General features: G+C 71.8%; 16 protein-coding genes. All 16 read left to right on the top strand.

Annotated features, from left to right (window positions below; genetic code table 11):
- Positions 1 to 739 precede the first annotated feature (739 nt).
- The 16 genes from ACZ5GT_RS38915 to ACZ5GT_RS38840 all read left to right on the top strand — a co-directional run bounded on the left by ACZ5GT_RS38915 (position 740) and on the right by ACZ5GT_RS38840 (position 18977).
- The gene (locus tag ACZ5GT_RS38915) at positions 740 to 1444 is read left to right on the top strand and encodes a GntR family transcriptional regulator (RefSeq protein ID WP_469036150.1); all 705 of its coding nucleotides are present in this window, start codon (positions 740 to 742) and stop codon (positions 1442 to 1444) included.
- Complete coding sequence (locus tag ACZ5GT_RS38910) at positions 1441 to 2352, top strand: dihydrodipicolinate synthase family protein (RefSeq protein ID WP_469036148.1); 912 nt, start codon at positions 1441 to 1443, stop codon at positions 2350 to 2352. Before ACZ5GT_RS38915 ends, ACZ5GT_RS38910 begins: the two co-directional genes overlap by 4 nt.
- A complete protein-coding gene (araD, locus tag ACZ5GT_RS38905; protein WP_469036146.1) occupies positions 2340 to 4070 on the top strand; it encodes an L-arabinonate dehydratase in 1731 nt (576 codons plus the stop codon). Before ACZ5GT_RS38910 ends, araD begins: the two co-directional genes overlap by 13 nt.
- Positions 4071 to 4194: 124 nt before the next feature.
- Positions 4195 to 5130 carry a carbohydrate ABC transporter permease gene (locus ACZ5GT_RS38900; RefSeq protein WP_469036143.1) on the top strand — a complete coding sequence of 312 codons (936 nt, stop codon included), beginning with the start codon at positions 4195 to 4197 and terminating at the stop codon, positions 5128 to 5130.
- The gene (locus ACZ5GT_RS38895; RefSeq protein WP_469036141.1) at positions 5127 to 6011 is read left to right on the top strand and encodes a carbohydrate ABC transporter permease; all 885 of its coding nucleotides are present in this window, start codon (positions 5127 to 5129) and stop codon (positions 6009 to 6011) included. Before ACZ5GT_RS38900 ends, ACZ5GT_RS38895 begins: the two co-directional genes overlap by 4 nt.
- Entirely contained in the window at positions 6008 to 7147 is a 1140-nt protein-coding gene (locus tag ACZ5GT_RS38890; RefSeq protein WP_469036139.1) for a Gfo/Idh/MocA family protein, read from the top strand. The genes ACZ5GT_RS38895 and ACZ5GT_RS38890 overlap by 4 nt, the downstream gene beginning before the upstream one ends.
- On the top strand, positions 7144 to 8028 hold the full coding sequence (locus tag ACZ5GT_RS38885; RefSeq protein ID WP_469036137.1) for a DUF6807 domain-containing protein: 885 nt from the start codon (positions 7144 to 7146) through the stop codon (positions 8026 to 8028). The genes ACZ5GT_RS38890 and ACZ5GT_RS38885 overlap by 4 nt, the downstream gene beginning before the upstream one ends.
- Positions 8025 to 9530, top strand: a complete 1506-nt coding sequence (locus ACZ5GT_RS38880) for a glycoside hydrolase family 43 protein (protein ID WP_469036134.1) — start codon at positions 8025 to 8027, stop codon at positions 9528 to 9530. The genes ACZ5GT_RS38885 and ACZ5GT_RS38880 overlap by 4 nt, the downstream gene beginning before the upstream one ends.
- Positions 9531 to 9673: 143 nt before the next feature.
- Positions 9674 to 11011: an ABC transporter substrate-binding protein gene (locus ACZ5GT_RS38875; protein WP_469036131.1), complete on the top strand. Its 1338-nt coding sequence runs from the start codon at positions 9674 to 9676 to the stop codon at positions 11009 to 11011.
- Positions 11012 to 11138: 127 nt separating this feature from the next.
- Positions 11139 to 11948 carry a rhamnogalacturonan acetylesterase gene (locus ACZ5GT_RS38870; RefSeq protein ID WP_469036129.1) on the top strand — a complete coding sequence of 270 codons (810 nt, stop codon included), beginning with the start codon at positions 11139 to 11141 and terminating at the stop codon, positions 11946 to 11948.
- 17 nt (positions 11949 to 11965) lie between these two features.
- Complete coding sequence (locus ACZ5GT_RS38865) at positions 11966 to 13291, top strand: pectate lyase family protein (protein ID WP_469036127.1); 1326 nt, start codon at positions 11966 to 11968, stop codon at positions 13289 to 13291.
- Positions 13292 to 13435: 144 nt separating this feature from the next.
- The gene (locus ACZ5GT_RS38860) at positions 13436 to 14566 is read left to right on the top strand and encodes a pectinesterase family protein (protein WP_469036124.1); all 1131 of its coding nucleotides are present in this window, start codon (positions 13436 to 13438) and stop codon (positions 14564 to 14566) included.
- A 1-nt stretch (position 14567) separates the two neighbouring features.
- A complete protein-coding gene (locus ACZ5GT_RS38855; RefSeq protein WP_469036122.1) occupies positions 14568 to 15596 on the top strand; it encodes a pectinesterase family protein in 1029 nt (342 codons plus the stop codon).
- A 135-nt stretch (positions 15597 to 15731) separates the two neighbouring features.
- Positions 15732 to 16862, top strand: a complete 1131-nt coding sequence (locus ACZ5GT_RS38850; RefSeq protein WP_469036120.1) for a dienelactone hydrolase family protein — start codon at positions 15732 to 15734, stop codon at positions 16860 to 16862.
- 47 nt (positions 16863 to 16909) lie between these two features.
- Positions 16910 to 18031 carry a right-handed parallel beta-helix repeat-containing protein gene (locus ACZ5GT_RS38845; protein WP_469036118.1) on the top strand — a complete coding sequence of 374 codons (1122 nt, stop codon included), beginning with the start codon at positions 16910 to 16912 and terminating at the stop codon, positions 18029 to 18031.
- A gap of 148 nt (positions 18032 to 18179) precedes the next feature.
- On the top strand, positions 18180 to 18977 hold the full coding sequence (locus ACZ5GT_RS38840) for an HAD family acid phosphatase (protein WP_469036117.1): 798 nt from the start codon (positions 18180 to 18182) through the stop codon (positions 18975 to 18977).
- Positions 18978 to 19143 lie beyond the last annotated feature (166 nt).

Here is a 19143-nt window from a genome sequence, read left to right as displayed (position 1 = left end):
GGGTGGGGTGGGGTTGTGCTGCACGTCACCCCCCCCCCCCCCCTCTCTCTCCCCCCCCCCCCCCCCCCCCCCCCCCCCCCCCCCCCCCGCGCGCCTTCCGCACACGCCGGGCGGCGCGCGCTTCCGGCACCTCTGTGAGGAGCCGCACGATGACCGGTACCGCTCTTGACCTCCGGTCGCGGGCACGGATTGTGACGCGCCTCGGGGACGGTGTGCGCGGGGACCGGTTCGCCCGCCCGACGCCGCCCTGTCCGGGCTGAGCGGTGCGGAACATGCCGACCCGGTCGTCCACCTGACCGGGTCGGCCGTCGCCTTCCGCGACGCCGCCCGCAAGGACCCCGGCGTCCTGAACGACACTCGCCGAACGTCCCAGCCTGCGACGTCGGCCCCACCCGGCGAGCCGAGCCGGCGCAGGTCCTCGGCGCGGTCGCCGACGTCTCACGATCCGGCCGCGTGGACCGGCACGAGCCGCGCCGAGGGCCCGGACCTGCCCGGCCCGGTCGCCGGTGCCGTCTTCGCCGACGAGCCGGTGATCCACGGCTGGGACCCGGCCCACGCCCTCGGCCCGCCGTACCAGCCCGATCCGGCCGCACCACCGGTCACCTGGGCAACCGCAACTTCTCTTGTCAGAAGCATTGACGAAACACCGGCCCGCTCCTACCTTCAACGCGTCGTACTTCGTACGTCATATATGAGACGCGATACGTGAGATCCGATACGCGAGATCCGAGAGGCGCGCATGACCTCTGTGCCCACCCCGATCCCCTCCCGCACGCAGTACGTGCAGGAGGAGATCAAACGCCGCATCCTCACCGGGCAGTTGACGCCGGGGCAGGCCCTGGTCGAGACCGAACTCGCCGCACGCTTCGGGGTGTCCAAGACCCCGGTGCGGGAGGCGCTCAAGACCCTGGCCGGCACCGGGCTCGTCGTGATGAACCAGTACAAGGGCGTCACGGTGCGCATGGTGGACGCGGACATGGCGCGCGAGGTCTACGACGTGCGGCTGCTGCTCGAGCCCGAGGCGCTGCGGCGGGCGGTGCGCCGCGGCGCCTCCCTCGACGCCGCGCGCGACGCGCTGACCCGCGCCGACGCGGCCACCGACACCGCCGAACGCTCGCTAGCCAACCGGGAGTTCCACCGCGCCCTGTACCTGCCGTGCGGCAACCCGCTGCTCGGCCGGATGCTCGACGAGGTCCGCGACCAGGCCGCCCTCGTCTCGGCCGTGGCCTGGGCGGCCTCGCCCTCCTGGGAACGGGAGGCCGCGGAGCACCGGGACATCCTGCGGCTGGCGCTGGGCGGCGACGCGGACGGCGCGGCCCGTGCCCTGCACGCCCACATCGCGCAGTTCGTCGAGCGGGCGTTCCCCCGGACAGCGGACCAGGCAGCCGACCAGGCTGCGGGCCGGACAGCGAACCAGGCAGTGAATCAGGAAGGCACGGAATGAGCAGCGTGACGTTCGAGTCCCAGCGGGCGGCCCTGGCCGACGTGGTGGCGATCCCGGTGACCCCGTTCGCCGAGGACGGCTCCGTCGACGCCGGCGTCCACCGGGCCCTGCTGCGTCGGATGCTCGACGGCGGCGTGAAGATCCTCACCCCCAACGGCAACACCGGCGAGTTCTACGCCCTCACCCCCGAGGAGCGCCGCCTCGTCACCGAGCTGACGGTCGACGAGGCCGGCGACCGCGCCGCGATCCTCGTCGGCGTCGGCCACGACGTCCCCACCGCCGTCGCCTCCGCCCGCCACGCCCGCGAGCTGGGAGCCCAGATGGTGATGGTCCACCAGCCGGTCCACCCCTACGTCTCGCAGAACGGCTGGGTCGACTACCACCGCGCGATCGCCGAGGCGGTTCCCGAGCTGGGCGTCGTCCCCTACATCCGCAACGCCCAGCTCAGCGGCGTCCGCCTGGCCGAACTCGCCGACGCCTGCCCCAACGTCATCGGCGTGAAGTACGCGGTCCCGGACGCCGCCAAGTTCGCCGCATTCGCCCGCGACGCGGGCCTGGAACGGTTCGTGTGGATCGCCGGGCTCGCCGAACCGTACGCGCCCTCCTACTTCTCCGCGGGCGCCACCGGCTTCACCTCCGGGCTGGTCAACGTCACCCCGTCGGTCTCGATGAACATGATCGAGGCGCTGCGCTCCGGCGACTACCCGGCCGCCATGAAGGTGTGGGAGCAGATCCGCCGCTTCGAGGAACTGCGCGCCGCCAACGGCTCCGCCAACAACGTCACCGTCGTCAAGGAGGCCCTCGCCTCCCTCGGTCTGTGCCGCCGCGACGTCCGCCCGCCGAGCAGGCCGCTGCCCGAGGACGAGCGCGCCGAGGTCGCCGCAATCGCCTCCGGATGGTCCATATGAAACGCCCCGAGGAACTCAGAAGCCACCAGTGGTACGGGACCGACGGACTCAGGTCCTTCAGCCACCGCGCCCGCACCCGCCAGCTCGGCTACCTGCCCGAGGAGCACCTCGGCAAGCCCGTCGTCGCGATCCTCAACACCTGGTCCGACATCAACCCCTGCCACGTCCACCTGCGCGACCGCGCGCAGGCCGTGAAGCGGGGCGTGTGGCAGGCGGGCGGCTTCCCGCTGGAGTTCCCGGTCGCCACGCTCAGCGAGACCTTCCAGAAGCCGACCCCGATGCTCTACCGCAACATGCTCGCGATGGAGACCGAGGAACTGCTGCGGTCGTACCCGGTCGACGGGGCCGTGCTGATGGGCGGCTGCGACAAGTCCACCCCCGCGCTGCTGATGGGGGCGGCCTCCGTGGACCTGCCCACCGTGTTCGTGCCCGCCGGGCCGATGCTGCCCGGCCACTGGCGCGGCGAGGTCCTCGGCTCCGGCACCGACATGTGGAAGTACTGGGACGACAAGCGGGCCGGCCTGATCGGCGACTGCGAGATGCAGGAACTGGAGAGCGGCCTGGCCCGCTCGCCCGGCCACTGCATGACGATGGGCACCGCCTCCACGCTCACCGCCGCCGCCGAGGCCCTCGGCGTCACCGTCCCCGGCGCCTCCAGCATCCCCGCCGTCGACTCCGGACACGACCGGATGGCCGCCAGGGCCGGGATGACGATCGTCGAACTGGTCCGCAAGGACCGCAAGCTGAGCGACATCCTCACCCGGGACGCCTTCGAGGACGCCGTCACCACCGTCCTCGGTCTCGGCGGCTCCACCAACGCCGTCATCCACCTGATCGCCATGGCCGGACGCGCCGGGGTGCGCCTCACCCTCGACGACTTCGACCGCATCGCCCGCACCGTGCCGGTCCTGGCCAACATCAGGCCCGGCGGCCAGAAGTACCTCATGGAGGACTTCCACTTCGCCGGCGGACTGCCCGGGTTCCTCTCCCGCATCCCCGACCTGCTCCACCTGGACCGGCCGACGGTGTCGCACGACACCCTGCGCGAGCAGCTCGCCGGGGCGCTGGTGCACGACGACGACGTCATCCGGCCCCGCGACAACCCCGTCGCGAACGAGGGCGGAGTCGCCGTGCTGCGCGGCAACCTCTGCCCGGACGGCGCCGTCATCAAGCACATCGCCGCCGAGCCGCACCTGCTGAAGCACACCGGTCCCGCGGTCGTCTTCGACGACTACCGGACCATGCAGCGCACCATCGACGACCCGTCGCTGGGCATCACCGCCGACAGCGTGCTGGTGCTGCGCAACGCCGGGCCCAAGGGCGGCCCGGGCATGCCCGAGTACGGGATGCTGCCGATCCCGGACCACCTGCTCAAGCAGGGCGTGCGGGACATGGTGCGGATCTCCGACGCCCGCATGAGCGGCACCAGTTACGGCGCCTGCGTGCTGCACGTGGCACCCGAGTCGTACGTCGGCGGGCCGCTGGCCCTGGTGCGGACCGGGGACCCGATCACCCTCGACGTCGAGGCCCGCACCCTCCACCTGCACGTCGACGACGAGGAGCTGGCGCGGCGCCGGGCGGCCTGGACGCCGCCGCCCACCCGCTACGAGCGCGGCTACGGCGCGCTCTACAACGAGCAGATCACGCAGGCCGACACCGGCTGCGACTTCGAGTTCCTCGCCCGTCCGGGCCGGGTCGCCGACCCGTACGCGGGCTGAACCACCCCACCACCTCCGGCGCGGCCAAGGACGCGTCACATACCCGCAGAAAGCGCTTCCTGCACGACGCACGCATCACCCCGAGCACCACCTACGCACGACGTACCGAGAACGGAGAACAGTCATGGCCCAAGCCGCAGCCGTGGCGAAACCGCCCGCGCCACCCCGGCGGCGCCGTGCCTCCGCCACGCCCCGCAGGCTGCCGTACCTGCTGATCGCGCCGGCGGCCGTGCTGATGCTGGGCTTCATCGCCTACCCGGTCATCAGCGTCTTCTACTACAGCCTGCAGAACTACAACCCCACCAAGCCGTGGCGGAACGGCTTCGCGGGCTTCGACAACTTCGTCCACGCCTTCACCGACGACCCGCAGTTCTGGGACACCCTGACCTTCAGCGCCAAGTGGGTCGTCGTCGAGGTCGGGCTGCAGCTGCTGTTCGGGCTGGCACTGGCGCTGATCGTCAACCAGACCTTCGTGGGCCGGGGACTCGGCCGCGCGCTGGTGTTCTCGCCGTGGGCCGTCTCCGGCGTGCTGACCTCCGCGATCTGGGTGCTGCTCTACAACTCCCAGACCGGCATCACCCGTTACCTCGCCGACGTGGGCATCGGCTCCTACGGCACCAGCTGGCTGTCGGACACCTCCACCGTCTTCCCGGCGGCGATCGTCGCCGACCTGTGGCGCGGGGTGCCCTTCTTCGCCATCCTCATCCTCGCCGACCTGCAGTCCGTCTCGAAGGACCTGTACGAGGCCGCCGAGGTCGACGGCGCGAGCCGCCTGAAGCAGTTCTTGCACATCACCCTGCCGCACCTGAAGGACGCCATCGTCCTGTCGACGCTGCTGCGCGCGGTCTGGGAGTTCAACAACGTCGACCTGCTCTACACCCTCACCAACGGCGGACCCGCGGGCGAGACGACGACGCTGCCGCTGTACGTCGCCAACACCAGCGTCGACGCCCACAACTTCGGCTACGCGTCGGCCCTCACCACCGTCGCGTTCGTGATCCTGCTCTTCTGCTCGATCGTCTATCTGCGGCTGAGCAAGTTCGGAGGTGGCCAGAAGTGATCACCGAGATCGCGCCCGCGCCGCAGCGCGTGGAGTCCGAGCCCGCGCGGCCGGGGAAGAAGCGCCGCGCCTGGGACGAGGTCCCGCGCTGGCACATCTACCTCCCGCTCTCGATCTACCTGCTGTTCACCGTCATCCCCTTCTACTGGATCCTGCTGTTCGCGCTGCGCCCGGCCGGCTCGACCTCCCTCGTGCCCTGGCCGATGACCACCGTCCACTTCGAGAAGGTGTGGAACGAGCGGGCCTTCGGCACCTACTTCCAGAACAGCGTGCTCGTCGGCGTCTGCACCCTGGTGCTCACCACGGTCGTGGCGCTGGCCGGCGGCTACGCCCTCGCGCGGTTCGACTTCAGGATCAAGCGGGGCTTCATGCTCGCCCTGCTGTGCACCCAGTTCGTGCCGGGCGCGCTGCTGCTGGTGCCGCTGTTCGAGATCTTCGCCAACCTGCGGATGATCAACTCGCTGGCCAGCGTCGTCATCGCCGAGACCGTCTTCCAGCTGCCGCTGTCGATCATCCTGATCAGCGGCTTCATCCGGAACGTGCCGTACTCCCTGGAGGAGGCCGCCTGGGTCGACGGGTGCAACCGGCTGACCGCCTTCCGCATCGTCGTCCTGCCGATGCTGCGGCCCGGACTGATCGCCGTCGGTTCCTTCGCCTTCGTGCACGCCTGGAACCACTTCCTGTTCGCCCTGATGTTCCTGTCCGACCAGGGCAAGCAGACCATCCCCGTCGGCCTCAACACCCTGATGAGCTCGGACAGCGTCGACCTCGGCGCGCTCGCCGCGGGCGGCATCATCGCGGCCGTGCCCGTCGTGATCGTGTTCGCGTTCATCCAGAAGTGGCTGATCACCGGCTTCAGCGCGGGGGCGGTGAAGGGATGAGGATCGTCCTGGCGGGCGCGCGCGGCCACGGCCGCTGGCACCTGGAGAACATCCGCCGGCTCCAGGACAAGGGGATCGTCCACCTGGCGGGCATCTGCGAGCTGACCCCGCTGGCCGCCGACGAGATCCCGGACGGCCTCGGCACGCCCGAGCAGTCCGCCGACTTCGGCGCCCTCCTGGACTCCACCGGCGCCCGGATCGCCGTGGTGTGCACGCCGATTCCCACCCACACCGACCTCGCGCTGACCGCCGCGGGCAAGGGCGTCCACCTGCTGCTGGAGAAGCCGCCCGCGCCGTCGTACGCCGAGTTCCGCCGGATGGCCGACGGGGTCGCCGCGGCTGGGACGGCCTGCCAGATCGGCTTCCAGTCGCTCGGCTCGCACGCCGTGCCGGCGATCCGGGAGATGGTCGCCGAGGGCAGGATCGGCGAACTCGTCGGGGTCGGCGGGGCCGGCGCCTGGGCGCGGCCGGAGAGCTACTACCGGCGCGCCCCGTGGGCCGGCCGGCGGCGGCTGAACGGCGTGGACGTCGTCGACGGCGCGCTGACCAACCCCCTGGCGCACGCCGTCGCCACCGGCCTCGCGCTCAACGGCACCACCCGCGCCGAGGACGTCACCGGGATCGAGACCGAGCTGCTGCGCGCCAACGACATCGAGTCCGACGACACCTCCTGCGTCCGCGTCAGCACGGCCGCCGGCCGCCGGGTCACCGTCGCCGCGACCCTGTGCGCCGAGCGGCCCGACGACCCCTACGTCCTGGTGCACGGCACCCGCGGCCGGATCACCTTCTGGTACAAGCAGGACCGCGTACTGCTCCAGCGCGCCGACCACGGCCCGGAGGAGTACGAGTTCGGCCGCACGGACCTGCTGGAGAACCTCGTCGACCACCTCACCGACGGCACCCCCCTGCTGGTCCCGCCGGACGAGACCGGCGCCTTCATGAAGGTCGTCGAGGCGATCCGGCAGGCTCCCGACCCGGCCCCGCTGCTCGCCGGTGTCTGGCACCGGCTGCCCGGGGAGGACCGCCGGGTCGTGCCCGGCGTCGACGGACTCGTCGCGGCCTGCGCCGACACCCTCGCCCTCTACTCCGAGCTGGGCGCCCCCTGGGCCCCTCCGAAAGAGGTGAGCACCCGATGACGACGACCGACGAATGCCCCGTCCTGCGCGTCGCGGGCCGCCCGGTCGGCCGGTACGTCACCCGGCCCCAGTTGCCGCCCCGGCAGGCCCCGCGCCCGTACCTGCACCCCGTCACCACCCTGGCCGGCACCGCGGTCACCGAGCTCGCGCCGGCCGACCACCTGCACCACCTCGGCGTCGGTGTCGCCGTTCCCGACGTCGAGGGGCACAACTTCTGGGGCGGCCGCACCTTCGTCCGCGACCAGGGCCCCACCGAGCTGGACAACCACGGCGCGCAGCGCCACGTCGCCTTCCAGCTGCGCGACCCGGACGGCTTCGTGGAGGAGCTGCGCTGGGTGGCCGCGGGAGCCGAGCTGCTGCGCGAGCGCCGCACCGTGGCGGCCACCGAACTGTCCGACACGGCCTGGGCGCTGGACTTCACCTTCTCCCTCACCAACGTCACCCCGGGTCTGCTGTCGATCGGCAGTCCGGCCACCAACGGGCGGCCCGGCGCGGCCTACGGCGGCTTCTTCTGGCGCGCCCGCAAGGAGCCGGCGGCCCCGGAGGTGTTCACCGCCGACCGGGACGGCGAGCCGGAGATCCACGGCACCCGCGCAGACTGGGTGGCGCTGTCCGGATCCGGGTCCCCCCGCTCGGGCGGCGCCGGGAGTGGGGCGGGCTGGACGCTCGTGCTGGCCGGCGCCACCGACCGGACGCGGCAGGACCCGTGGTTCGTGCGCGCCGCCGAGTACCCGGGCGTGGGCTCGTCGCTGGCGTCCGAGGAGCGCCTGCCGATCGAGCCGGGCGACACCGTCGTACGGCGCATCGTGACCGTGGTCGCCGACGGCCGGCTGAGCCGCGACGAGGCGGGGGCGCTGGCGCGGAAGGCGGTCAGCCAGTGACGACGTACACCAACCCGGTCCTGAACGCCGACTGGTCCGACCCGGACGTCATCCGCGTCGGCGACGACTTCTACCTCACCGCCTCCAGCTTCGGCCGGGTCCCCGGACTGCCCCTGCTGCACTCGCGCGACCTGGTCAACTGGACCCTCGTCGGCCACGCGCTGCAACGGCTGGAGCCGGCCCGGGAGTTCGCCGTACCGCGACACGACTGCGGGGTCTGGGCGCCCTCCCTGCGCCACCACGACGACCGTTTCTGGATCTTCTGGGGCGACCCCGACCAGGGCATCTTCCAGGTCAACGCCCCCGAGATCCGCGGCCCGTGGACCCGCCCGCACCTGGTCAAGGAGGGCAAGGGCCTGATCGACCCCTGCCCCCTGTGGGACGACGAGACGGGCGAGGCCTACCTGGTGCACGCCTGGGCCAAGTCCCGCGCGGGCGTCAAGAACCGCCTCACCGGGCACCGCATGCGTCCCGACGGCACCGGACTCCTCGACGAGGGCAAGGTGATCGTCGACGGCGACCGGATACCGGGCTGGTTCACCGTCGAGGGCCCCAAGCTCTACAAGCACGACGGCTGGTTCTGGATCTTCGCGCCCGCCGGGGGAGTGGAGACCGGCTGGCAGGGCGCCTTCCGCTCGCGCGGCTTCTTCGGGCCGTACGAGGAGCGGGTCGTCCTGGAGCAGAAGGACACCGACGTCAACGGGCCGCACCAGGGCGGCTGGGTGCGCACCCCCGCAGGTGAGGACTGGTTCCTGCACTTCCAGCAGCGTGGCCCCTACGGAAGGGTGGTGCACCTGCAGCCGATGCGCTGGCCGGGTGGCGGAGGCTGGCCGGTGATCGGGGACGACGGCGCCCCCGTCACCGTGCACGAGCGGCCCGCCCTGCCGCCGCAGCCGGCCGCCGCGCCCGCCACGGACGACGACTTCCCCGGCGGGCGGTTCGGCCGCCAGTGGCAGTGGACCGCCAACCCCCGTGACGGCTGGGCCACCCAGCACTCCGACGACGGGCTGCGGCTGACCTGCGTCCGCTCGGCCGACGCGCACGACCTGCGCAAGGTGCCGAACGTGCTCACCCAGCGGCTGCCCGGTGTCCCCTCGGTGGTGGAGGTGGACCTCAGGCTGCACAGCGAGGAGCCGGGGGCGCGAGCCGGGCTGGCGGTCCTCGGGGACGCGTTCGGCTGGATCGGGCTGCAGCGGGGGAGCGACGGGACGGTCCACCTCGTGCACCGGTTCGCCGAGCAGGTCGCCGAGTCCGAACGGGACGCCGACCACCCGCGGCTCGCGCCCGGGGAACGCGCACGGCTGCGGATCGAGACCGGCGCGGGCGCCCGCTGCCGCTTCCACTACGACACCGGTGACGGTCTGCGCCCCTCCGGGCAGGTCTTCGCCGCCACCCCCTGGCGCTGGGTGGGCGCCCTGCTCGGCCTGTTCGCCCTCGCGCCCGTCGGCCCCGGACACGCCGGCGCGGCGAGCTTCACCCGGTTCCGCATCACCCCCCGGTAAGGCACCGCACCCGGGAGCCGGCCGGGAGCGGCCGTGACGTACCCGTTCGGCAAGCGCTTACCCGGTCCGCGGGCGACGCGGACCGGCCATCGTCCCCCCACACGTTCACCACTCCGTTGGATCCAGAAGAAGAGAGCCGACCAATGAAGATCAGCATTCGCAGAAGCAGGCGCGCCGCCATCGCCGTCGCCCTGGGATCCGTGCTCGCGCTGACCGCCACCGCCTGCGGCGACGACGGCAGCGGCGCCGCCGGGGACAAGGGCGACGAGGGCTCGGGCAAGGGCGAGATCACCTTCTGGGACAACAACGGCGGTGTCCGTACCGACATCTGGAAGGAGATCATCGCCGACTTCGAGAAGAAGTACCCGAACATCGAGGTCAAGTACGTCGGTATCCCCGCCGCGAACGCCCAGTCCAAGTACGACACCGCCATCCAGGGCGGCGGCCTGCCCGACGTCGGCGGCGTGGGCACCGCGATGCTCGCCGAGGTCGCGGTCCAGGGCGCGCTGGAGCCGCTGGACAGCCGGCTGGAGAAGAGCGCGCTGAACGGCAAGCTGAGCCAGAACCTGCTGGACAGCAGCCGGGCCGCGGGCGGCGGCGACAAGCTGTACCAGATCCCGACCTCGTCCAACAACGGCACGCTGTGGTACCGCACCGACCTGTTCGAGAAGGCGGGCCTGGACGCGCCGACCACCTGGTCGAAGTTCTACCAGGCCGCCGACAAGCTCACCGACAAGGGCAAGAACCAGTTCGGGTTCACCATCCGCGGCGGTGAGGGCTCCATCGCGCCGGCCCTGGACGCCGCGTACAGCCAGACCGGCATCACCTCGTTCTGGAACGGCGACAAGACCACCGTCAACGACCCCAAGATGGTGGCCGCGCTGGAGAAGTACGTCGCCCTGTACAAGAAGGACACGCCGTCCGCCGACGTCAACAACGACTTCACCAAGATGGTCGCCCAGTGGGACAGCGGCAACATCGGCATGCTGAGCCACAACCTCGGCTCCTACCAGGACCACCTGAAGGCGCTGGGCGCGGACAAGTTCCGGGGCCTGCCCAACCCGACGCAGGACGACGGCACCCGGGTGCAGATCTCCAACCCGGTCGACGGCCTGAGCGTGTTCAAGTCCAGCAAGAACAAGGCGGCCGCCTGGAAGTTCATCGAGTTCGCCGTCTCGCACGAGGAGAACTCGAAGTTCAACGAGTCCGCGGGGCAGATCCCGGCGAACACCGAGGCCGCGCAGGACGCGTGGGTCCAGAAGGCCGAGCCGACGAAGCTGGCCGCCGAGGCGCTCAACGGCAACGGCACGAAGATCGTCCAGCTTCCGTACTACCTGCCGGACTGGAACACCATCTCCAAGGCCGACAACGAGCCCAACTTCCAGAAGGTGCTGCTCGGGAAGATGAGCGCGAAGGACTTCCTGGACACGCTGGCGCAGCAGCTGAACGCCGCGCAGGCGGACTGGAAGAAGAACCACTGAGGGCCCTGGTGGTCCTGGGGAGCGGGGGACCGCGGGTCCGGCTGCGGCCGGCCGCGCGGTTCCCCGCGCCCCCGGCCGGTCGACTCACCCCCGTCCGAAAGGCACCTCTGTCCGAAAGGCACCCTCCGTGTCTCTTACCCGCAGACAGCTCACCGCGGCCGCCCTGGCCGCCGTTCCCCTCGCCCTCGCGGTGAACGGGACCGCACGGGCGGCCGGCCGCTCCACCCGCACCCTCTACATCGCCGGCGACTCCACCGCGGCGCAGAAGTACGCCGACGCCGCCCCCGAGACCGGGTGGGGCATGGCACTGCCGTTCTTCCTGCACAAGGACCTCCCGGTCGCCAACCACGCGGTGAACGGGCGCAGTTCCAAGAGCTTCGTCGACGAGGGCCGACTGGAGGCGATCCTCGCCGTGATCCGGCCCGGTGACCTCCTCCTCGTCCAGTTCGCGCACAACGACGAGAAGGCGGCCGACCCCACCCGCTACACCGAGCCGTGGACCACGTACCAGGACTACCTGCGCCGGTACCTGGACGGCGCCCGTGCCCGCGGGGCCCGGCCGGTGCTCGCCACCCCGGTCGAGCGCCGCAGGTTCGACGCGGACGGCAACGCCGTGCCGACCCACGGCGACTACCCGGCGGCGATGCGCGCGCTCGCCGCCGAGGAGCGCGTGCCGCTGCTCGACATCCAGGCCCTGTCGCTCGCGCTGTGGCAGGAACTCGGGGTCGAGGCGACCAAGACCTACTTCAACTGGACCGCGACCGAGCAGGACAACACGCACTTCAACCCGCCGGGCGCGATCGCCGTGGCGCGCCTCGTGGCGCGGGAGCTGCTGCGCACGCGGGTGCTCGCGCCGCGGGACGTCGTCCGGCTGGACGACGACATCCCCCCGTCCTGGATCACCTGGCCCGAGGCGACGGACGCCTCGGTCGCATGAGCAAGGAGAGCCGCACAGTGCGTACACAGAAATGTCATGGACGTGCCATAGCAGCCCTGGTGGGCTGCACCGCCCTCGTGCTCGCCGTCACCGGCACGTCCGCCGCCCAGGCCCAGTCCCAGGCCGGATCCCGGGACGTCGCCCGGCAGACGCTGGGCGCGAACGACGGCTGGGCCGCCTACGGCACCGGCACCACCGGCGGCGCGGCCGCCGACGCCGCCCACGTCTACACCGTCACCACCTGGGACGAGTTCAAGGCGGCCCTCGCCGACGGCGGCACCGCACCTAAGATCGTCAAGGTGAAGGGGACGATCGACGCCGACGGCCCGGACTGCGCCACCTTCGCGGCGCCCGGCTACGACTTCGACACCTACCTGAAGACCTACGACCCCGCCGTCTGGGGCCGCACCAAGAACCTGGACGCCGAGCCCGACGACAGCCCCGAGGGCCTGCGCCGCGCCTCCGCCGCCAACCAGGACGTCTACATCAAGGCCAACGTGCCCGCGAACACCACGATCGTCGGCCTCGGCAAGAACGCCGGCTTCAAGGGCGCCAGCCTGCAGATCAAGGGCGTCGACAACGTCATCGTCCGCAACCTCACCTTCGAGAGCCCCCTCGACTGCTTCCCGCAGTGGGACCCGACCGACACCGCCGACGGCAACTGGAACTCCGAGTACGACAGCGCGGTGATCTACGGGTCGACGCACGTGTGGATGGACCACAACACCTTCACCGACGGCGAGCACCCCGACAGCACCCTGCCGTACTACTACGGCCGGATCTTCGAACAGCACGACGGCGAACTGGACATCGTCAAGGGCGCCGACTACGTGACCGCCTCCTGGAACGTCTTCGCCGACCACGACAAGACGATCCTGATCGGCAACAGCGACAGCGCCGCCACGGCCGCCGTCGACCGCGGCCACCTGAAGGTCACCTTCCACCACAACCTGTTCTCGAACCTCGTCGAGCGCGCCCCCCGGGTCCGCTTCGGCCAGGTCGACTCCTACAACAACCACTTCGTGGCGGGCGAGGACTACTCCTACAGCTACGGCATCGGCATGGAGTCCCAGCTCGTCGCCGAGCACAACGCCTTCACGCTGCCCGACGGGGGCAACGTGGGCAAGGTGCTGAAGAAGTGGAAGGAGGCGCCGGTCACCGCCGCCGACAACTACGTCAACGGCACGCTGACCGACCTGATCGCCGTGCACAACGCCGAAGTGCCCGGCGAGACCCTCCAGTCGGGCGCCGGCTGGACGCCGACCCTGCGCACCAGGATCGACCCGGCGAAGGCGGTCCCCGGCATCGTCGACCACTGCGCGGGCGCCGGCCGTCTCGGCTGACCCTCCGCGTCCGGGCCGGGGCCGCTCCGAGCCCCGGCCCGCCCTTTCCCCGGCCCGTCCCCCCGGCCGCCCTTCCCTCCGGCCTTGCCCCCGGCCTTCCCCTGGGCCCTTCCCCCCTGAGCCGCACCGCGAAGGAGCACCCGCATGCCCTCGCCCCATGTCCGTCTCCCGCTGTCCAGAAGGCGTTTCCTCGCCGCGAGCGCCGGGGCGGCCGCCGCGCTCGGTCTCGCCCCGGTCCCCGCGCGGGCCGCGGGCGGGACGCGCCCGTTCGGCCGCTACGGCTCCCCGGACCGCCGTCTGACGCCCCTGACCCTGTACGTCGACCCGTACGGCCGCGGCGACTTCACCTCCGTCCAGGCCGCGGTGACCGCCGCGACCGGCAGCGGCCGGACGCTGGTCATCGCGCCCGGCACCTACCGCGAGACGGTCGTGCTCGACGCCACCCGCACCGAGGCCACCTGGATCGGCGCCTCCGAGGACCCCCGCGACGTCGTGATCGTCTTCGACCGCGCCAACGGCACCCCCAAGCCCGGCGGCGGCACCTACGGCACCACCGGCTCGGCCACCACGACCCTCCAGGCGGACGGCTTCACCGCCCGCTGGATCACCTTCGCCAACGACTGGCTGCGCGCCGACCACCCCGACATCACCGGCACCCAGGCGGTGGCCGTCAAGGTGCAGGGCGACCGCAGCGCGTTCACGCACTGCCGGTTCCTCGGCCACCAGGACACCCTGTACGCCGACTCGATGGCCCTCGGCACCTTCGCCCGCCAGTACTACGCGCACTGCTACGTCGAGGGCGACGTCGACTTCGTCTTCGGCCGGGCCACCGCCGTCTACGAGCACTGCCACTTCCGCACCCTGGACCGCACCGACCTGGCCGCCGCCCCCTACGGTTTCGTCTTCGCGCCCTCGACGGCGGCCGCCAACCCGCGCGGCTACCTGGTGACCCGCGGCCGCGTGAGCAGCGAGGCCCCGGACGGCTTCTACAAGCTGGCCCGGCCCTGGGTGCCCGGCTCCGACCCCACCGCCCGCCCGATGCTCACCGTCCGGGACACCTTCCTCGGCGCCGGCCTCGACGCGGTCGCGCCCTACACCAACATGTCGGACACCTACCCGTGGCAGAACCAGCGGTTCGCCGAGTACCGCAACACCGGCCCCGGCGCCGAGATCACCGTCCCCGCCGACCGCCCCCAGCTCACCGACGAGGAAGCCGGGTCGGCGACCCGCGCGGCTTATCTCGGCGACTGGACGCCGTGGCGGGAGGGCTGCTGACATGCGCCGCCGCACCCTGCTGGCGGGCCTGGCCGGCGTACCGGCCGCCCTCGCCGCCGCTCCCGCCCACGCCGGCGACCGCCGGGTCCTGCACGTCCGCCCCGGCGACTCGGTGCAGGCGGCCGTGGACGCGGTGGACGGACCGGGCCGGACGATCGTCGTGCACCCGGGGACCTACCGCGAGGTCGTCCAGATTCCCGCCGACAAGGCCGGGCTGACGATCCGCGGCGCCACCCGCGACCCGCGCGACACCGTCGTCGTCTTCGACCGCGCCAACGGCACCAAGAAACCCGACGGCACCACCTACGGCACCGCCGGCTCCGCCACCTTCACCTCCGCGGCGGCCGGACTGACCGTCCGCGACCTCACCCTGGCCAACGACTGGCTGCGCGCCGACCACCCCGACATCACCGGCACGCAGGCCGTCGCCGCGTACCTCACCGGCGACCGCACCCACTTCGACAACGTCCGCCTGCTCGCCCACCAGGACACCCTGTTCGCCGACACGACCGCGCTCGACGCCTTCGGCCGGCAGTACTTCCGCCACTGCTACATCGAGGGCGACGTCGACTTCGTCTTCGGCCGGGCGACGGCGGTGTTCGAGGAGTGCCACTTCCACACGCTCCGCCGGGACGTGGACTTCGTCCCCAAGGGCATGGTCTTCGCCCCCTCCACCGCCCGCGCCAACCCCCACGGCTTCCTGGCCGTGCGCGGGCGGGTGACCTCGGGTGCGGAGGACGGCGCGTACAAGCTCGCCCGGCCCTGGGTGCCGTCGTACGAGACCACCGCCTGGCCCTCGCTGGTCGTGCGGGACACCTGGCTGGGGCCGGGCATCGACGCCGTCGCCCCGTACACCAACATGCGCGACGCCTACCCCTGGCAGTCCATGCGCTTCCGTGAGTACGCCAACTCCGGCCCGGGCGCGGTGGTCTCGGTGCCGGAGAACCGGCCGCAGCTGACCGCGGAGGAGGCCGCCGGGCACACCCGGCGGACGTATCTGGGCGACTGGAGGCCGTATGAACGGCCGTGACGCGCTGGGGCTGTCTGTGCTCGGTGCGCCTCCGGGGCGCCTGAGCCGGTGTCGAGACCGCGACCGTGCTCGACCCTGCGGGCCTCCGCGCGCTCGCGCCCTCGACACCGGCGCGCCCCTTCGGCGCGGGCGTTCGTGACCGGGACCGGCGCCGCGCTGCTCGCGGCGGGCGCCGGCGGACCGGCGCAGGCGGCGCAGGCTGCCGTCACGGACGGGCCGCTGCCCGACTTCCACCCCCTGCTGAAGCAGGAACTGACCTTCCCCCTCGCCTGGGGCACCTCACCGATCCGCGACTTCCACGCCTGGCGCCGAGCCGCCCGCGCCAAGGTCGAGGAGCTGCTGATCGTCGGCGGGGACGAACACACCCCGTACGCCCCGCGGTTCGCCGACCGCTGCGAGGGCGACGGGTACACCCGGGAGTCGGTCACCCTCTCCCTCACCCGCTACGAACGCGTCCGCGCCCTCCTGCTGACCCCGCACGGCACCGGCCCCTTCCCGGCCGTCCTGCTGCTGCACGACCACGGGGCGAAGTTCGACATCGGCAAGGAGAAACTGGTCCGCCCCTGGTACGACGACACCCGGCTCGCGTCCGCGCAGGGGTGGGCCGACAAGTACTTCAGCGGCCGGTTCGTCGGGGACGAACTGGCCCGCCGCGGCTACGTCGTGCTCGTCGCCGACGCCCTCGGCTGGGGCGACCGCGGTCCGCTCGGCTACGACCAGCAGCAGGCCCTGGCGAGCAACTTCTTCAACCTCGGCTCCTCGCTGGCCGGTCTCATGGCCCGCGAGGACGCCCGCGCCGCCGGCTTCCTGGCCGGCCTGGAGCGGGTGGACCGGCGGCGGATCGCGGCCGTCGGGTTCTCCATGGGCGCCTTCCGCGCCTGGCAGACCGCCGCGCTCGGCGACGACGTCGCCGCCGCGGCCGCCGTCTGCTGGATGACCGGACTGAAGGAGATGATGGTCCCCGGCAACAACACCCTGCGCGGGCAGTCCTCCTATTACATGCTGCACCCCGGGCTTCCCCGGTTCCTCGACTTCCCCGACGTGGCGAGCATCGCCGCACCCCGGCCGATGCTCTTCTTCAACGGCGGGCTGGACCCGCTGTTCCCCGCCGACGGCGTCCGCGCCGCCCACGACAGGCTGCGCACCGTCTGGCGTTCCCGCCACGCCGAGGAGCGGCTGCACCTGAAGACCTGGCCCGACCTCGGCCACGTCTTCGTCGACCGCATGCAGGACGAGGTCTTCGCCTGGCTGGACCGCGTCCTGTGACCTTTCCCCCTCCACACCGCCCCCGCACGACGAAAGGACCCGCCCCCATGTCTCCTCGGTCTCGTCGTACCGCTCTCACCGCCCTGTCGGCCCTGGCGCTGGGCGCCGGACTCGCAGTCCTGCCCACCCAGGCGCAGGCGGCGACCGTCGTCGTCAGCAACTCCACCGACCTGTCCAACGCCATCAAGAACGCCACCGCCGGCACGGTCATCCAGGTCCGCGGCGGCACCTACTACCCGACGGCCACCCTGCAGTCCACCGCCAACGGCACCTCCTCCGCGCCCGTCACGCTGACCGCGTACGGCTCGGAGACCGTGAAGATCGACGGGTCGTCGCTCCCCGCCGGCTCCTGGATCTTCAAGCTGACCGCCGACTACTGGAACGTCTCCAACATCACCTTCCAGAACTCCCCGGACAGCGCGGTCGTCTGCCAGTCCTGCACCGGCACCAACTGGAACAACGTCAAGACCATCAACGGCGGCGACTCCGGCTTCACGCTCACCGGCGACGGAACCGTGAACAACACCGTCAAGAACCTGGACAGCTACGGCAACTACGACGCCGCGACGCACGGCCAGAACGCCGACGGGGTGGCCGTCAAGTTCGGCTCCGGCACCGGCAACCTGATCACCGGCGCCCGCCTCTACAACAACTCGGACGACGGCATCGACCTGTGGTCCTTCTCCTCGCCCGTCACCATCGAGCACACCTGGTCCTTCGGCAACGGCGTCAACCGCTGGGGCGACTCCGCCTTCCAGGGCAACGGCAACGGCTACAAGCTGGGCGGCAACGGCGTCACGGTCGCCCACGTCGTCAACAACTCGGCCGCCTGGGGCAACACCGGCAACGGCTTCACCGAGAACTCCAACACCGGCGCCATCGTCATCAACCGCACCACCGCCTACGCCAACGCCAAGTGGGGCTACTACTTCGCGACGAGCTCGGCCCGGCTCGGCAAGAACCTCGCCGTGAGCAACGGCAGCGGCCAGGTCAGCAAGGGCTCCTCGGTGGTCTCGGCCGGCAACAACTGGGACTCCGGCATCGCCACGCCCGCGTTCAGGTCGACCGACGCCTCGACGACGTACAACGCCCGCCAGTCGGACGGTTCGCTGCCCGCCACCACCTTCCTCACCACCGGCAGCACCACCATCGGGGCGACGATGAACTGAATCCGCGGCCGCCCCGGCGATCCCCGCCGGGGCGGCCGAGACCGGGCCGAGCCCGACCGGGGCGCTTGACCCGTTTTTTGCCCGTGGAAGAGTCTCGATCGGGCAACGGGTCTCGCGCCCAACGCCGTTACGCGCGTAGAAAACTGTCATGCATAAGCCACTGCGTATCGCGGCCGTCGCCGCGGCGTGCGCCCTGACCGGCGCCGCCCTCTACGGCGCCGGCGCGGCCACCGCCGGTCAGTCCACCGCCAACTCCACGCACGAGCCCTACAACATCGGGCTCCTGGTGAAGGACATCGACACCTACTACGGCACCACGCTCGACGCCAACGGCGTCTACCAGGCGTCCGCGGACAGCCCCTACGCCGAGGACCTGGCGCGCGTCGACGCGGCCGCCCGGAAGTACATCGACCAGGCGGCCCGCAAGGCCCACCACCGGCACGAGAAGCCCGCGGTCGTCTTCGACATCGACGACACGCTGCTGCTCAGCCTCGACTACGAGAAGCGCTACAACTACACCTACAACTCCGCCTCGTGGGCCGACTACGTCAACCGGGCCGACCGCCCGGCCGTCTTCGGCAGCCCCGAGCTGGTCCAGTACGCCGAGGCCAAGGGCGTCGAGGTCTTCTACAACTCGGGTCTGAGCGAGGCCCAGCGCTCCGCCGCCGTCGAGAACCTGAAGAAGATCGGCGCGGACGTGAACCTCGACACCGCGCACGTGTTCCTCAAGGACAAGGCCAACCCGCCGTCCTACCTGAGCGCCTGCGCCACTCCGGGCACCTGGACCTGCACGACGGTGCAGTACAAGTCCGGCACCCGCAAGCACATCGAGGACGACCTCGGCTACGAGATCATCGCCAACTTCGGCGACCAGTACTCCGACCTCGACGGCGGCTACGCCGACAAGACGTACAAGCTGCCGAACCCCACGTACTTCGTCAGCTGACGGCTCCTGCCGGTCCCTTGCCGGGGGGGGGGGGGGGGGGGGGGGGGGGGGGGGGGGGGGGGGGGGGGGGAAGGAGGGGGGGGGGGGGGGGGGGGGGGGGGGGGGGGGGGGGGGGGGGGGGGGGGGGGGGGGGGGGGGGGGGGGGGGGGGGGGGGGGTGTTTTTTT

This window comes from Streptomyces sp. NPDC031340 (assembly GCF_055569945.1).
The sequence above is the reverse complement of the archived record's forward strand: the minus strand, read 5'-3'. Positions and strand labels throughout refer to the sequence as shown.

What these genes read in the sequence shown, in the direction of transcription:
- ACZ5GT_RS38915 (WP_469036150.1), top strand. Translation starts at nt 740, where the DNA reads ATGACCTCTGTGCCCACCCCGATCCCCTCCCGCACGCAGTACGTGCAG.
- ACZ5GT_RS38910 (WP_469036148.1), top strand. Translation starts at nt 1,441, where the DNA reads ATGAGCAGCGTGACGTTCGAGTCCCAGCGGGCGGCCCTGGCCGACGTG.
- araD (WP_469036146.1), top strand. Translation starts at nt 2,340, where the DNA reads ATGGTCCATATGAAACGCCCCGAGGAACTCAGAAGCCACCAGTGGTAC.
- ACZ5GT_RS38900 (WP_469036143.1), top strand. Translation starts at nt 4,195, where the DNA reads ATGGCCCAAGCCGCAGCCGTGGCGAAACCGCCCGCGCCACCCCGGCGG.
- ACZ5GT_RS38890 (WP_469036139.1), top strand. Translation starts at nt 6,008, where the DNA reads ATGAGGATCGTCCTGGCGGGCGCGCGCGGCCACGGCCGCTGGCACCTG.
- ACZ5GT_RS38885 (WP_469036137.1), top strand. Translation starts at nt 7,144, where the DNA reads ATGACGACGACCGACGAATGCCCCGTCCTGCGCGTCGCGGGCCGCCCG.
- ACZ5GT_RS38875 (WP_469036131.1), top strand. Translation starts at nt 9,674, where the DNA reads ATGAAGATCAGCATTCGCAGAAGCAGGCGCGCCGCCATCGCCGTCGCC.
- ACZ5GT_RS38860 (WP_469036124.1), top strand. Translation starts at nt 13,436, where the DNA reads ATGCCCTCGCCCCATGTCCGTCTCCCGCTGTCCAGAAGGCGTTTCCTC.
- ACZ5GT_RS38855 (WP_469036122.1), top strand. Translation starts at nt 14,568, where the DNA reads ATGCGCCGCCGCACCCTGCTGGCGGGCCTGGCCGGCGTACCGGCCGCC.
- ACZ5GT_RS38845 (WP_469036118.1), top strand. Translation starts at nt 16,910, where the DNA reads ATGTCTCCTCGGTCTCGTCGTACCGCTCTCACCGCCCTGTCGGCCCTG.
- ACZ5GT_RS38840 (WP_469036117.1), top strand. Translation starts at nt 18,180, where the DNA reads ATGCATAAGCCACTGCGTATCGCGGCCGTCGCCGCGGCGTGCGCCCTG.